Origin of the sequence: Streptomyces sp. WG5 (genome assembly GCF_049974565.1) — a bacterium.
GTDB lineage: Bacteria > Actinomycetota > Actinomycetes > Streptomycetales > Streptomycetaceae > Streptomyces.
In genome coordinates this window covers 145,056-158,195 of the sequence record NZ_JBNGGC010000018.1, presented here as the reverse complement: position 1 = coordinate 158,195, position 13,140 = coordinate 145,056, and the positions used below count along the sequence as shown (strand labels likewise).

The following is a 13,140-nucleotide window of genomic DNA, read 5'->3' as shown; positions in this document are numbered from 1 at the left end:
GGTAACCTAAAAGCTCACATCAGTGTCAGGGTCAAGTGGCCGGAAGCACGGAGGAGCGCGGCATGCGGATCGGTGAACTCTCCGCCCGGACGGGAGCCAGCCGCCGGTCGCTGCGCTACTACGAGGAGCAGGGTCTGCTCGTCAGCTCCCGCTCGCCCAGCGGACAGCGCCACTACGAGGAGGAGCACGTCCAGCGGGTGCGCCTGGTGCGGGCGTTCCTGGCGGCGGACATGTCCAGCGGCACCATCGCCGAGATGGTGCCCTGCATGGCCGAGCCGAGCGAGGACAGGGCGCGGCAGGCACTGGAGATCATGGGCCGCGAGCGGGCCCGGCTGTCCGGGGCCATCGACAGCCTCGCCGCCGCCAGGGACGCGCTGGACCGCCTCATCGAGGACAACCACGCGTACCTGGCGCGGTCGGCGGACGACGCCGCACCGGAGGACACCGCCCGGCTCGGGCGCGGCACTCCAGTACCGCGTGGTCGGTGAAGCGGCGCCGGCAGCGGGTGTGCCGGGTCTCCCGGGTGTGCCCGCGCCGTCCCTCCTCGGCATCCGCCGGGGCGGGGCACGGGCCGGACGTGGCACCGCAGGCGTCGTCGCCGGCGCTGGTGCCGGGCCGGCAGGACATCGGACGGCGGCCCGGTCGACCGCCACGCTCCGGGCACCGTGCCGCCGCCGAGGAGTTTCACCGCGTACGCCGGTGACCTGGCGGCCCGCCACCCCCGTCGGCGGGCCGCCAGGAGCGGTCGGCTAGGCGACGCCGCCGTACGTGCAGCCGGTCGCGCCCTTCATCGCCCAGTTCATGTACCGGGAGGTCTGCGGGCCGAACACGCCGTCCGCGGCGATGCCCTTGCTCCGCTGCGCCTCCTTCACCTTGTTGACGGTGGCAGGCCCGTACATGCCGTCCACATCCAGGTCCGTGCCGGGGAAGCACCTGTTCAGCGACCGCTGGAGTTGCTTGACGGCCGCGTTCTGACCGCCACCGTTGAAGCCGTCACCGCTGGAGAGGAGGCAGTTGACGTTGCGGCTGCCGTTCGTCGTGGTCGGCTTCAGGTACTCGCCGTACTGGGTGGAGTACGTCGAGGTTCCCTGGCAGTGGGTGGCGGCCTGGGCGGTGCCCGCCGCGCCGACGACCGCGCCGGTGGCGACGAGTCCGAGGGTGGCGAGGGAAGCCGCGGTACGGCGTAGGTTCATGGGGTTCCTTCCATCGGGAATCGGTGTGGGCCCGCCTCGCGGTGGGCGGGGCCGCGGCGGTGGACGGCCCGTGCGGGCGGTCCCGTCAGCTACGGCACGCGTCGCCGCCGCTGCCGTAGTTCTCCGACCACCAGCGCATGGCGTCACGGGTGTCGGGCCCGTACACGCCGTCCACCGCGACGCCGTACTTCGCCTGCGCGTACCTCACGGCCTGTGCGGTCTTCGGTCCGTAGATGCCGTCCACGACGACGTTGTTCTGCGTCCACGCGTTCACGCACCGCTTCAACGACCGCTGGAGGGCCTCCACCGCGTAGCCCTGGTTGCCCTGCGAGAGGAGGCAGTTCGTGGACCAGCTGTTCGTGGACGGCTGGTTCGCGTAGTAGTGGCCGCCCATGTTCGTCAGCACCGCCGTCGTACAGGTCGAAGCGGCGTGCGCGGCGGGCGCGGTGACGACGCCTGCCCCGAGAAGGCCCGCGGAGACCGCGAGGACACTGGTGGCACCGACGAGCTTCTTTCTGAGGTTCATTCGTCTCCAGACTCCTGCTCCTGCGTCGAGGGCCCGGCCGGTGGACGGGGCCTCGCCCGGCGGTGTCGATCCTGGGTTCGCGCCCACCGATGGGCAAGCACTCCGGGACGTCTCGGGAGACTCCGGGACGTCCCGGGGGCTCTCAGGGACGTCCCGCCCGATGACCTGCGCCGATGCCGCCGGAGCTGGGACGGGGGAGACGTCCGGTTCGGGGAACGAGGTGCGCCTGCCCCTGTGCTCGGCCCGCCCGTACGGGGAGAGACCGGGTGGAGGCCGCGCGCCGTGAGGCATCCGTGCCGGCGCGGGAGCCGGACGCCCCGCGCTCCGTCGGGGAGTACCCGGTTGCCGGGCCGGCGGGGCGTGGGCGGCATGGGCCGGGTCTTCCTCGGCCGTTCCCCGGGCGGACGGCTCGTCGCGGTCGAGGTGGTGCACGGCGAACTGCTGCGCCGGCCGGAGTTCCGCGACCGCGGCACTCACCGCCACCCGGATCGAGTCGCTGACGCGGTCCGTCCGGCATGTATCTGACGATCCCTCATGCGGTGTTGCGGGAGCGGCACTTGGGGCGGCCGTGCTAAAGATGTAGCTTTCGGTCCGTGGCCGTGACCGCCCACACGGGAGCTCGCGGCAGCCGGTGAACGGGGAGAGAGTTGAGCGGGGAAGCCGGAAGCGGCCTCACGGGCAGTGGCGCCGAGCCGCTGGAGGATGACGACCCGCGCCGGATCGGACCGATCCCGCTGCTGGGACGGCTCGGCGTCGGCGGTATGGGCCGCGTCTATCTCGGTGTCCACGAGGGCCGGTACGCGGCCGTCAAACAGGTGCTGCCGGCGGCGATCGCCGAGGACAACGACTTCCTCCGCCGCTTCGGACACGAGCTGGACAACCTCGCGCGTCTGCCCGAGGAGGCCACCGCACCGTTGCTCGCCGGTGACCGGGACGCCCGGCCGCCGTGGTTCGCCACCGCCTACGTGCCCGGCATCACCCTGCGCGAGGCCGTCGACCTGCACGGGCCCCTGCCCGCGGAGGCGTTGTGGCTCGTCCTGCGGGAGGCCGCCACCGCACTGGCGTCGGTGCACGCGCTGGACATGATCCACCGCGACCTCAAACCGTCCAACGTCATGCTGACCCTCGACGGCCTCACCCTCATCGACTTCGGTGTCGCCCGGGCCGCCGAGCAGAGCCAGTTGACGCAGACCGGCATGGTGGTGGGCACGCCCGCGTACATGTCGCCCGAGCAGGCCTCCGGGAAACGGGCGTCGAGCGGCGTCGTCGACGTCTTCGCGCTCGGCTCGGTGATCGCGTACGCGGCGAGCGGCCGGCCGCCCTTCGGCGACGAGTCCGGGCACGCCGTGCTGTACCGCATCGTGCACGAGGAACCCGACCTCCAGCCGCTCCGGGAGCTGGACGACGAACTCGCCGACGTCGTCGCGTCCTGCCTGGACAAGGACCACGAGGGCCGGCCGACGGCGGCCGAGCTGGTGGAGATCGCGGAGCGGCACGGTCCGTTCACTCCGCCCCTGTGGCCCGAGGCGGTGAGCGGTCCGCTGGCCGGGCGGGCGGCTTTCGCCTCGACGGTCCCGGAGCCCGTGCAGCTCCCCGAGCCGGACGAGGCGGCACCTTCTGTGCCGTCCGTCCCCGTGGTCACGGGCGGACAGCCGGAGAAGCGTGAGCGGCGGCGGCGTACGAAGGTGCTGGCGCTGGTGGTCCCGGTCGTCGTGACGGGGGCCACGCTGAGCGTCACGCTGCTGCCGTACGTGATGAGCGAATCGGACAAGGACCGGGCCGCGGGCGCGCCGCCCGCGGCCACCGGAACCGCCACCCCGGGCCCCGCGGACTCCGCCACCGGCTCGACCGGTCCGACCGGCCCGAGCGCCTCCGCTTCCGGCAGTCCTGGCGACGGGAAGAAGGACACGAAGGACAGGAGCAGGGAAGGGGAGGACGGCGGAGGACAGGCCGGCGACGGCACCGCGCCCGGCGGGGGCGGGGGCGCGGCTGCCGCGACAGGAGCGTCCGGCGGCGGCTCGGGCTCCGGCGGTTCGGGCCCCGACGGCTCCTCCGGAGCGGGTGGATCGTCCGGTGCGGGTGGGTCGTCCGGATCGGGTGCCTCCGGCTCCGGAAGCGGGTCCGGAGCGGGTGGGTCCGGCAACGGCGGCTCGGAAGGCGGCGGCGGGTCCACGTCGGACGGCTTCATGCTGAGGAACGGGTCGAGCGGGAAGTGCATGTACGTCGGCTACCCCATCGACGACGGCGACTGCTCGGGCGACATGGCCGTCTTCCGCTTCCAGAGCACCTCGGGCGGAGCCTTCAGGATCCTCAGCGTGGGGAAGGCCCAGTGCGTCCACGCCAGGAGTGCGAACGCCTGGCTCGTCAGGGCCGCCTGCGGCCAGGCGGGCGGAGAGTGGCGGGAGGGGGCGAACGGTTCGCTCAGGAGCCTCACCACGGGCGGCTGCCTCGATCTCAACCGCCGGGCGTCCATGGTCGGCCTGACGACCACGACGTGTACCGGCTCCGCCTCCCAGCGCTGGACCAGGATCTGACGCGGAGGAGCGTCAGACCTCGTCCCGCCTGCCGCCCCTGCGGTCCTCGTCGTCCTCGGGGCCGCTCCGGCCGCTGTCCGACGGGCCGCCCTCGCCCCGGTCGCCCCGGTTTTCGTTCCCGCGCTTCTCCTCGTCCTTGTCGAGGGACTTCAGGAACTCGGGATTGTCGTCCGGCGCGACCCACTGCCGCCGGCCGCCGCCCAGCCGGGGCGACGCGCCCGCCGGCTGCCGCTTCTTGCCGGCGATGAGCCAGGAGATCGAGCCGACCAGCGGGAAGAGCAGGACGAGGATCGCCCACAGCGGTTTGGGCATGTGGCGGATGTCGGCGTCCTTCGTGCTGATGCAGTCGATGAACGCGTAGACGCTCAACGCCAGTGGTACGACGAACATCAGCACCCGGAGCATGGGGCCTCTCTCCAGCGGAAGCGATGGGCGGGGACGCGTCACTGCCCCCAGGTACAGGGCCAGGGTAGCCGCTCGGGGATACTGGACGGCATGGCTTACGACGATCTTCGCTCCCTGCTCAGGGCCCTGGAGCGCGACGGCGACCTCAAGCGCATCAAGGCCGAGGTGGATCCCCACCTGGAGATCGGGGAGATCGTCGACCGAGTGAACAAGGCCGGCGGCCCCGCCCTGCTCTTCGAGAACGTGAAGGGCTCCGACATGCCCCTCGCGATGAACGTCTTCGGCACCGACCGGCGCCTGCTCAAGGCCCTCGGCCTGAAGTCGTACTCCGACATCTCGGACAAGATCGGCGGGCTGCTGAAGCCCGAGCTGCCCCAGGGCTTCGTCGGCATTCGCGAGGCCTTCGGGAAGCTCGGCGCGATGACGCACGTACCGCCGAAGAAGGTGAAGCCGGGCAGCGCGCCCGTGCAGGAGGTCGTCCTCACCGGCGACGACGTGGACCTCGACCGGCTCCCCGCCCTCTTCACCTGGCCCGACGACGGCGGTTCCTTCTTCAACCTGGGCCTCACCCACACCAAGGACCCGGAGACGGGCATCCGCAACCTGGGCCTCTACCGCCTCCAGCGCCACGACAAGCGCACCATCGGCATGCACTGGCAGATCCACAAGGACAGCCGGAACCACTACCAGGTCGCCGCCCGTCGCGGCGAGCGCCTGCCGGTCGCCATCGCCTTCGGCTGCCCGCCCGCCGTGACGTACGCCTCCACCGCCCCGCTCCCCGGCGACATCGACGAGTACCTGTTCGCCGGGTTCCTGCAGGGCAAGCGGATCGAGATGGTCGACTGCAAGACCGTCCCGCTCCAGGTGCCGGCGCAGGCGGAGGTCATCATCGAGGGCTGGCTGGAGCCCGGCGAGATGCTCCCCGAGGGCCCCTTCGGCGACCACACCGGCTTCTACACCCCGCAGGAGCCCTTCCCCGCCCTGAAGATCGACTGCGTGACGATGCGGAAGCGTCCGCTGCTCCAGTCGATCGTCGTCGGGCGGCCCCCGACGGAGGACGGCCCGCTGGGGAGGGCGACGGAGCGCTTCTTCCTCCCGCTTCTCAAGATCATCGTCCCGGACATCGTGGACTACCACCTCCCCGAGGCCGGCGGCTTCCACAACTGCGCGATCGTCTCGATCGACAAGAAGTACCCGAAGCACGCCCAGAAGGTCATGCACGCCATCTGGGGCGCCCACATGATGTCCCTGACCAAGCTGATCGTGGTCGTCGACTCCGACTGCGACGTCCACGACCTGCACGAGGTCGCCTGGCGGGCCCTCGGCAACACCGACTACGCCCGCGACCTCACCGTCGTCGAAGGCCCGGTCGACCACCTCGACCACGCCTCCTACCAGCAGTTCTGGGGCGGCAAGGCCGGCATCGACGCCACGAAGAAGCTGCCCGAGGAGGGGTACACGCGGGACGGGGGCTGGCCGGACATGGTGCTGTCCGACCCGGAGACGGCGGCGAAGGTCGACCGCCGCTGGAAGGAGTACGGACTGTGACGTCGGCTTCCGCCGCGCTGCCGCAGCAGCCTGGGCGCACCAAGGCGTTCCTGCGCCTGGTGATGATCGAGCACTCGGTCTTCGCGCTGCCCTTCGCCTACATCGCCGCCCTCACCGCGATGTACGAGTGGGACGAGAACATCCACTGGGGCAGGCTGTTCCTGGTCACCGTCGCCATGGTCGGCCTGCGCACCTTCGCGATGGCGGTCAACCGGATCATCGACCGCGAGATCGACGCCCGCAACCCGCGCACCGCCCACCGCGAACTGGTCACCGGCGCCATGTCGGTCAGGCACGCCTGGACCGGCGCGCTGGTCGCCCTCGTCGTCTTCCTGGGCGCGGCGGCCCTGCTCAACCCGCTCTGCCTCGCCCTGGCCCCCGTCGCGGTGATCCCCATGGTGGTCTACCCGTACGGCAAGCGGTTCACGAACTTCCCGCAGGCCATCCTGGGCCTCGCCCAGGCGATGGGCCCGATCGGCGGCTGGCTGGCGATCACCGGTGAGTGGTCCTGGGAGGCCGTGATCCTCGGCCTCGCGGTCGGCATCTGGATCGGCGGCTTCGACCTGATCTACGCCTGCCAGGACGTCGAGACCGACCGGCAGGTCGGCGTGAAGTCGGTCCCGGCCCGCTTCGGCATCCCCGCCGCGATCTGGGGCGCCCGCGCCTGCCACACGGTCACCACGGCCCTGTTCGCCTGGTACGCCGTCGCCACCGGCGCCGGCGCCTTCTTCTGGCTCGGCCTGCTGATCGTCGCGGCCGCCTTCGGCTACGAGCACACCATCGTCCGCCCGCACGACCTGACCCGCCTGAACAGGGCGTTCTTCTCCGTCAACGGCTTCATCGGCATCGCCCTGTTCGTGTGCGCGCTGCTGGACCTGCTGGTGCGGGGCCTGACGGTGTGACGGCCCGGCCGTGTGACGGCCCGGCCGCGTGACGGTGCGCCTCAGGTGACGGGCGAGGCCCAAGCCGCCTGCCAGGTGGCAGGGCCGACGATGCCGTCGGGGGTGAGCCCCTTCTCCCGCTGGAAGGCGAGGCACACGGTGCGGGACTGCGGCCCGTACACACCGTCGGTGCCGATGTTCCAGCCACGCGCGGCCATGCGCTGCTGCCAGGTGCGGACGCCGGGGTGGACGGTGGCCGGCGGGTAGCTGAACAGGGTGCCGGGCCACGCCGGGGCCGCGGACGGGTCGGAGCCGCCGCTCGTGACGGGCGTGTTCCAGGCCGCGTACCAGGTACGGGCGCCGACCACGCCGTCGACGGTCAGTCCCTTCTCCTGCTGGAAGGCCAGGCAGACCCGGCGGGACTGCTCGCCGTAGACGCCGTCCACCGATATCGACCAGCCGCGGGCCGCCATGCGCTGCTGCCACGTGCGGGCGCTCGAGTGCACCGTCGCGGGCGGGTAGTGCAGGAACACACCCGGGAAGACGGGAGCCGACGGGTACGAGGAGTCCATGGGCGGGGGAGGCTTCGGCACCCAGCCCCCGCTGCCCTTGCCCGGCCCCGGTTCCATGTCGGGCATGAGGCTGTAGAGGCGCGACCCCGGGCAGTCGGTCGAGACGAAGATGCCGTGCGGTTCCGTGCCCGTGCCCGCGTTGCCGACGCTGCGCAGGTGGGCGATGGCGCTGCGGAAGCCGTAGACGAGCTGCGGCGTGATCTCGTCGTAGACGAGGAAGCCGCCGACCAGGCCGCAGATGGCGTAGTACCGCTGATTGCCGAAGTCGGAGCCGTTGGCGGCGGAGCGGAGCCCCACGCCCCGGCCCTCGAACACGTAGCCGTGATTGCACACCAGGTAGGTGTAGGCGATGTCCCACCAGCCGTTGCCGTCCATGTGGTCCCGCTGGATGCCCCGGACCTGGCCCGCGCAGTCGCGGTGGTCGGCGGCGGCGAAGCGGAACCCTCCGGTGTGGTGGATGGCGACGCCCCCGAGCTCCGGGGAGATGTTCGTGCTGATCTTGGTGGCCGACCGGGCGCCCCAGGAGGCGCGGGGGACGAAACGGGGGATGCTCACGCGCCCTCACCTCCGGGCAGCGCGCAGCCGCACGTCGCGTTCAGCGGCTCGCGGGAGACGCCCGCCGCGTAGTCGGCGTCGGACACGTCGGGGATGATCGCGTCGGGGTGGTCGTGGCTCAGGACGAAGGAGAGTTCGTCCTCGCCGGCTGCGTGGGCCGGACCGGTACAGATGACCGGCAGGGCGGCCGCCGCGGTGACGGCCGCGGCCGTCCGGCCTGCCATGCCGATGAAGCCTCGGCGCGTGGTGTGCTCGGGGGGCACGCTGTCTCCTCTTCGGGTCTTCGCTGGTGGCGCGTCTTCGGCGGCAGCGCGGGAGTGCGGCCGGCCGGTCGGCCGGTCGGCCGACGGGACCGCACTCCCGCGCTGCGTGCCGTGGTGGTGTGCCGTGTGCCGTGTGCTGCGCGTCGCGTGCCGCGCGCTGTGCCCGTGGTGCGGTCAGCGGTTGCCGTAGCGCAGTTCGTCCCAGGTCCGGGGGCCGACGATGCCGTCGGAGGCGCTCACGCCGATGTAGTACCACTGGAACCAGGTGACGGCGGACTCCGTGGCGGGCCCGTAGATGCCGTCCACGGCCAGCTTGCTGCCGCCGGCCTGCGGGTAGCGGGTGGTTTCGTTGATCAGCGCCTGGATCTCCTTCACATGGGCGCCGGTGCTGCCGCGCTCGGCCCAGGCGGTGCCCGTGTGATATCCGCAGTAGAGGCCGACCGTGCTGACGCCGCGGCAGGAGTCGGCCAGGGCGGTCGCCCGCGGGGCGTGGTTCGTCGCCGCCTGGGCGTTGGCGAGGGGGAGCAGGACCAGTGCGGCGGTGGCCGTCGCACCGGCCAGCACGGTCGTCCATCGGCGTCCGCGGCGGCTGCTTCGTACGAGGTGCACGAGTCACTCCTGTGTCGTCGTGGCGGGGGTGTGGGCGGGTGTGGGATGCCGGGGAGCGGTGCGGCCTGTCAGGCGCGCAGCTCGCGCCAGGTCTTCGGCCCGACGATCCCGTCGGCCTCCGCCGCGCCCATGTACGTGCGCTGGAACCAGCGGACCGCGTCCCGGGTCCGCGGGCCGAAGTCGCCGTCGACGGCGAGTGCCTGGTCGTGGTACGCGTAGTAGGCCGTGGTGGAGGCGATGAGGTCCTGTACCTCGCGCACGGCGGCGCCCGTGCTGCCGTAGGAGAGCATGGGGCTGGACTGCGGTGCGGAGAAGTAGTGGCCGCAGTACCAGCCGATGCTGCCGTAGGTGCAGGACGAGGCCGCGACGGCGGCCGGGGCGCCGGAGGCTGCCACGGCGGTCGGCGCGGCGATCGCGGTCGTACCGCCGACCAGCGCCGTGGCCGCGACCAGCAGGGCCATTCTCTGGTGAACGCGCATCGCAACTTCTCTCTGCGGTAGGGAAGCTGACGGCCCGTCGGATCGTTCCGGCGGGTTCGTTCGGACGCGGTCCAGCCTGTCGGCAGTTTTCCCGGCAGCGCTATGATCCGGGACGTCCCGGGTGTCCCCGGGACGTCCCCGCCGCTCACCTGCGGGGACGCAGCCCGGGCGCTCTGTCCCGGGGCACGGTCCGGGACGCTTCCGGAGGAAGCGGTCCACACGGGAGAGGACACAAGGGAAGAAGGCCCTGGAGTACGCCCGCAACGAGAGGATTTCCTCCTGCCATGGCGCCGTGGAGATCTCTGCCCGAGGAACTCAGCCCGCCCGCCCGGCGCCTGGTGACCGGGCTTCGGGAGCTGAAGGACCGCACCGGAATGAGTCTGGCCGCGCTGGAGCGGCGCACCCGTTACAGCAGGTCGTCGTGGGAGCGGTACCTCAACGGCAAGAAGCTCCCGCCACACGAGGCGGTCGCGGAGCTGGCCGCGCTGGCGGGCGAGGACGGCGACCGGTTGCGGGCGCTGCACGCGCTGGCGGCCGGTGAATGGCTCCGTTCCCCTCCCTCGAGTGCCTCTTTACGGGCCGCCCCGGGCCGGGAGGAGGCCGACGGGGCGGTGCCCGCCGACGGCACGCCCCCGGACGGCGGCACGCCCCCGGACGGCGGGGCGGATCCGGACGGCGGGGCGGCCCGGCGGGGCGGGCGAGGACCTGTGGCGTGGGCCCGGTACCGGGCGCCCTACCTGATATCGCTGCTGATCATGGCCAGTACGGCCGTCACCGTCGCCGCGACCTGGGACCGTGGCGGGGTGAGCCACCGGGAACGGCCGGACGACTTCGTCTTCGAGGCCGGTACCACCTACGACTGCCCGGTGGAGCGGAAGGGAGCCGTGCTCACCGCCGGTTACAGCGACACCCGGCGGACCTACCTGCACCAGTTGGTGATCAGCTGGGACGTGGTGGAGGCCCAGTGCCTGTTGGAGTACCACGGCTACCCGGTGGCCGAAGTCGACGGCGCCTACGACGCGATGACGGAACGTGCCGTCAAGCGGTTCCAGGAGGACCGCGGGGGTCTCGTCGTCGACGGGGTCATCGGCGAGCACACCTGGGAGGAGCTGCGCCGATGAGTGGGCGGCGTGAGGAGCTGGCCGGGCTCGCGGCGGAGCTGGTGACGCTGAAGAAGCGGACCGGGCTCAGCCTGGGGACGCTGGCCGACCGGACCTCGGCCAGCAAGTCGGCCTGGCACCGCTATCTCACCGGGCGCACTCTGCCACCGCGCGAAACGGTCGCCGAATTCTGCGCCCTGGCCGACGAGCCGCCCGCGCGCCTGATGGCCCTGTGGGAAGTGGCCGAGACCGAGTGCAGCGGCAGGCGGCAGCGCGGCGACGGGACCGAGCAGGGCACCGACGCGCCGCACCGCGCACCGCGGCGGGAGGCCGACGAGGCGACGGACCGTACTCCCCCGACGCCACGGAAGCCCGTGACGCCCTGGAAGCCCTGGTCGGGGGCGACACGGACGCCGCGGGCACCAGAGCGCCCCGAGCGCACCGCGGTGACGGACCCGGGACCGAGCGCGGTGGCGCCCGGACAGCGGCGCCGGTGGAGCCAGTGGAGCCACTGGCGCCGGATCGTGGACCGCTGGTGGCCGGTCGGGGTCTCCGCCCTGCTGTCCGTCGTCGTACTCGCCGCCGTTCCGCTGATCCGGGGACCCGCCGAGCCGACCCCGGCACAGCCCGGTTGCCGGGGCACGGCGTGCGACGGCGAGGATTCCGAGTCGCAGGGCTGTACCGAGCCGGGCTCCGTGTTCGGCGCCGTGGCGGAGGCGCACTTCCCCGGCGGGGCCCGTATGGAGATCCGGCACAGTGAGCACTGTGACGCGTTCTGGGCACGGGTCTGGCTGGGCCGGGTCGGGGACCGGATCGAGCTGAGGGTCCCGGGCCGCCCCACCCGGCACGCGGTGATCCGGGACCGGCACGACGCCGACGGCTACGTCTACACCCTGATGACCGGCGGCGACCCGACGAAGGCGCAGGCCTGCCTGCTGCCCGTGGACGGCGGGCCGGAGCAGTGCTTCGGAACCTGACCCCGGGCCCACCTCGGGGCGGGCCCACCTCGTGATGGGCCCACCACGGGGCCGGGGCGCCGCAGGGCGGGGGCCGCCCCGGGAAAGACGCCCGTGCCACGTCGCCCCGAGCCGGAAGGCACAGCAGGGCGACCCCGTCCGGTACGGCCGGGCACCCTTGGCGGGTTCGCACTCCGCGGCGCCGGATAGGCTCGGTCCCGTGAACCCAGTCAAGCCAGGAGAGACGCCGCGCCGGCCTTGGATCGTGGGGGTGTCCGGCGCTTCCGGCACTCCGTATGCCGCCTCGGTGCTGCGGGCCCTGCTCGCCGCGGGCGAGAGCGTCGACCTGGTGGTCAGCCGGGCCTCGCGGCTCACCCTGCTCGACGAGACCGGCATCTCCTTCCGGGACGCACACTGGCGGACCGACCTGCGCGCGTGGCTGTCCCGGGGCGCCGACGGCAAGCCCGGCACCTTCGACATCGACCTCGACCTCGACGGCGACCGGGTACGGCACTGGAGCGCGGGCGACCTCGCGGCCGGGCCGTCCTCGGGGTCGTACCCCGTCAAGGGCATGCTCATCGTGCCCGCGTCGACGGCGTGCGTCGCGGGCGTCGCGCTCGGGCTGTCGAAGGACCTGCTGCAGCGGGCGGCGAGCGTGACCCTGAAGGAGCGCCGCAAGCTGGTCGTGGCCGTACGGGAGACCCCGCTGGACGGCCGGACGCTGCGGCACCTGGTGACACTGGACGACGCGGGCGCGACCGTGGTGCCCGCCTCGCCGGCCTTCTACGCGGGAGCGACGCACATCCAGGACCTGGTGGACTTCGTCGCCGGACGCGTCCTCGACGCGGCGGGCGTCGGACACGGCCTCTACCGCCGCTGGCGCGGCGACCTCGGCGGGGCCCGCCCCACCGGCTGAGCACCACCCCGGACATCAGCGGGGCCGGCGGGCACCGTCGAGCACCACCCGGGCACCATCGAGCACCACCCGAGCACCACCTCCCCCCACACGTTTGTTACCCACATCTTCAGAACTCTTCAGTGGAAGGCTTCGATCGCATGGACGCGGTGGACAGGCAGCTCATCCAGGCCCTGAGGGAGAACGGCCGGGCCTCCTACGCGGAACTGGGGCGCCTCGTCGGACTTTCCGGACCCAGCGTCACCGACCGCATCAACCGGCTGGAGGCGGCCGGCGTCATCACCGGCTACCGGGCCACCGTCGAGGCCGCCTCGCTCGGCCTCGGTGTCACCGCCCTGGTCGGCGTATCGCTCTCCGACGCCGCCGACCACGAGGACGTGGCGCAGCGGCTCAAGGAGCTGCGGGAGATCGAGGACTGCTGGTTCATCGCCGGCGACGACTCCTACATGCTCAAGGTGCGCGCGGCCGACGTGGACGGCCTGGAGAGCATCATCCGCCGGCTGTCGGGCACGAAGGGCGTGTCCCGGACCCGCACCACCATCGTGCTCTCCACCAAGTGGGAGAACCGGGTGGGCGAGCTGCCCGAAGAGGTCTGACGGGCTG

At 72.4% G+C, this 13,140-nt stretch carries 15 protein-coding genes; 8 read left to right on the top strand and 7 right to left on the bottom strand.

Going from position 1 to position 13,140, the window contains the following annotated elements; translation table 11 throughout:
- Positions 1–62: 62 nt before the first annotated feature.
- The gene (locus tag ACP4IX_RS20910; RefSeq protein ID WP_426556328.1) at positions 63–488 is read left to right on the top strand and encodes a MerR family transcriptional regulator; all 426 of its coding nucleotides are present in this window, start codon (positions 63–65) and stop codon (positions 486–488) included.
- Between the two features lie 261 nt (positions 489–749).
- Here the strand turns inward: ACP4IX_RS20910 and ACP4IX_RS20905 are convergent, their stop codons facing one another.
- Positions 750–1,193 (bottom strand): peptidoglycan-binding domain-containing protein, encoded by a 444-nt coding sequence (locus tag ACP4IX_RS20905; RefSeq protein WP_426556327.1) that lies wholly within the window; start codon positions 1,191–1,193, stop codon positions 750–752.
- An 85-nt stretch (positions 1,194–1,278) separates the two neighbouring features.
- Positions 1,279–1,719 carry a peptidoglycan-binding domain-containing protein gene (locus ACP4IX_RS20900; RefSeq protein WP_426556326.1) on the bottom strand — a complete coding sequence of 147 codons (441 nt, stop codon included), beginning with the start codon at positions 1,717–1,719 and terminating at the stop codon, positions 1,279–1,281.
- A gap of 647 nt (positions 1,720–2,366) precedes the next feature.
- On the opposite strand from ACP4IX_RS20900, the gene ACP4IX_RS20895 reads away from it, so the two are divergent.
- Entirely contained in the window at positions 2,367–4,253 is a 1,887-nt protein-coding gene (locus ACP4IX_RS20895; RefSeq protein WP_426556325.1) for a serine/threonine protein kinase, read from the top strand.
- 12 nt (positions 4,254–4,265) lie between these two features.
- Here the strand turns inward: ACP4IX_RS20895 and ACP4IX_RS20890 are convergent, their stop codons facing one another.
- Positions 4,266–4,658, bottom strand: a complete 393-nt coding sequence (locus ACP4IX_RS20890; protein WP_426556324.1) for a PLD nuclease N-terminal domain-containing protein — start codon at positions 4,656–4,658, stop codon at positions 4,266–4,268.
- 90 nt (positions 4,659–4,748) lie between these two features.
- On the opposite strand from ACP4IX_RS20890, the gene ACP4IX_RS20885 reads away from it, so the two are divergent.
- Together ACP4IX_RS20885 and mqnP are read left to right on the top strand one after the other, a co-directional pair.
- Complete coding sequence (locus tag ACP4IX_RS20885; RefSeq protein ID WP_426556323.1) at positions 4,749–6,206, top strand: menaquinone biosynthesis decarboxylase; 1,458 nt, start codon at positions 4,749–4,751, stop codon at positions 6,204–6,206.
- The gene (gene mqnP, locus ACP4IX_RS20880; RefSeq protein WP_426556322.1) at positions 6,203–7,108 is read left to right on the top strand and encodes a menaquinone biosynthesis prenyltransferase MqnP; all 906 of its coding nucleotides are present in this window, start codon (positions 6,203–6,205) and stop codon (positions 7,106–7,108) included. Before ACP4IX_RS20885 ends, mqnP begins: the two co-directional genes overlap by 4 nt.
- A gap of 41 nt (positions 7,109–7,149) precedes the next feature.
- Here the strand turns inward: mqnP and ACP4IX_RS20875 are convergent, their stop codons facing one another.
- From ACP4IX_RS20875 to ACP4IX_RS20860, 4 genes are all read right to left on the bottom strand, one after another.
- A complete protein-coding gene (locus ACP4IX_RS20875) occupies positions 7,150–8,214 on the bottom strand; it encodes a peptidoglycan recognition protein family protein (RefSeq protein ID WP_426522267.1) in 1,065 nt (354 codons plus the stop codon).
- On the bottom strand, positions 8,211–8,477 hold the full coding sequence (locus ACP4IX_RS20870; protein ID WP_426522268.1) for a twin-arginine translocation signal domain-containing protein: 267 nt from the start codon (positions 8,475–8,477) through the stop codon (positions 8,211–8,213). Before ACP4IX_RS20870 ends, ACP4IX_RS20875 begins: the two co-directional genes overlap by 4 nt.
- A 174-nt stretch (positions 8,478–8,651) precedes the next feature.
- Positions 8,652–9,086 carry a peptidoglycan-binding domain-containing protein gene (locus ACP4IX_RS20865; protein ID WP_426522269.1) on the bottom strand — a complete coding sequence of 145 codons (435 nt, stop codon included), beginning with the start codon at positions 9,084–9,086 and terminating at the stop codon, positions 8,652–8,654.
- 68 nt (positions 9,087–9,154) lie between these two features.
- Positions 9,155–9,565, bottom strand: a complete 411-nt coding sequence (locus ACP4IX_RS20860) for a peptidoglycan-binding domain-containing protein (RefSeq protein ID WP_426522270.1) — start codon at positions 9,563–9,565, stop codon at positions 9,155–9,157.
- Between the two features lie 284 nt (positions 9,566–9,849).
- Here ACP4IX_RS20860 and ACP4IX_RS20855 point away from each other — a divergent pair, with 284 nt between their 5' ends.
- The 4 genes from ACP4IX_RS20855 to ACP4IX_RS20840 all read left to right on the top strand — a co-directional run bounded on the left by ACP4IX_RS20855 (position 9,850) and on the right by ACP4IX_RS20840 (position 13,133).
- Positions 9,850–10,686, top strand: a complete 837-nt coding sequence (locus ACP4IX_RS20855) for a peptidoglycan-binding protein (protein ID WP_426522271.1) — start codon at positions 9,850–9,852, stop codon at positions 10,684–10,686.
- On the top strand, positions 10,683–11,642 hold the full coding sequence (locus ACP4IX_RS20850; RefSeq protein WP_426556321.1) for a helix-turn-helix domain-containing protein: 960 nt from the start codon (positions 10,683–10,685) through the stop codon (positions 11,640–11,642). Before ACP4IX_RS20855 ends, ACP4IX_RS20850 begins: the two co-directional genes overlap by 4 nt.
- Before the next feature lie 199 nt (positions 11,643–11,841).
- Positions 11,842–12,537: a UbiX family flavin prenyltransferase gene (locus tag ACP4IX_RS20845; protein WP_426556320.1), complete on the top strand. Its 696-nt coding sequence runs from the start codon at positions 11,842–11,844 to the stop codon at positions 12,535–12,537.
- Between the two features lie 140 nt (positions 12,538–12,677).
- A complete protein-coding gene (locus tag ACP4IX_RS20840) occupies positions 12,678–13,133 on the top strand; it encodes an Lrp/AsnC family transcriptional regulator (RefSeq protein ID WP_426556353.1) in 456 nt (151 codons plus the stop codon).
- The last annotated feature ends 7 nt before the right edge of the window (positions 13,134–13,140 follow it).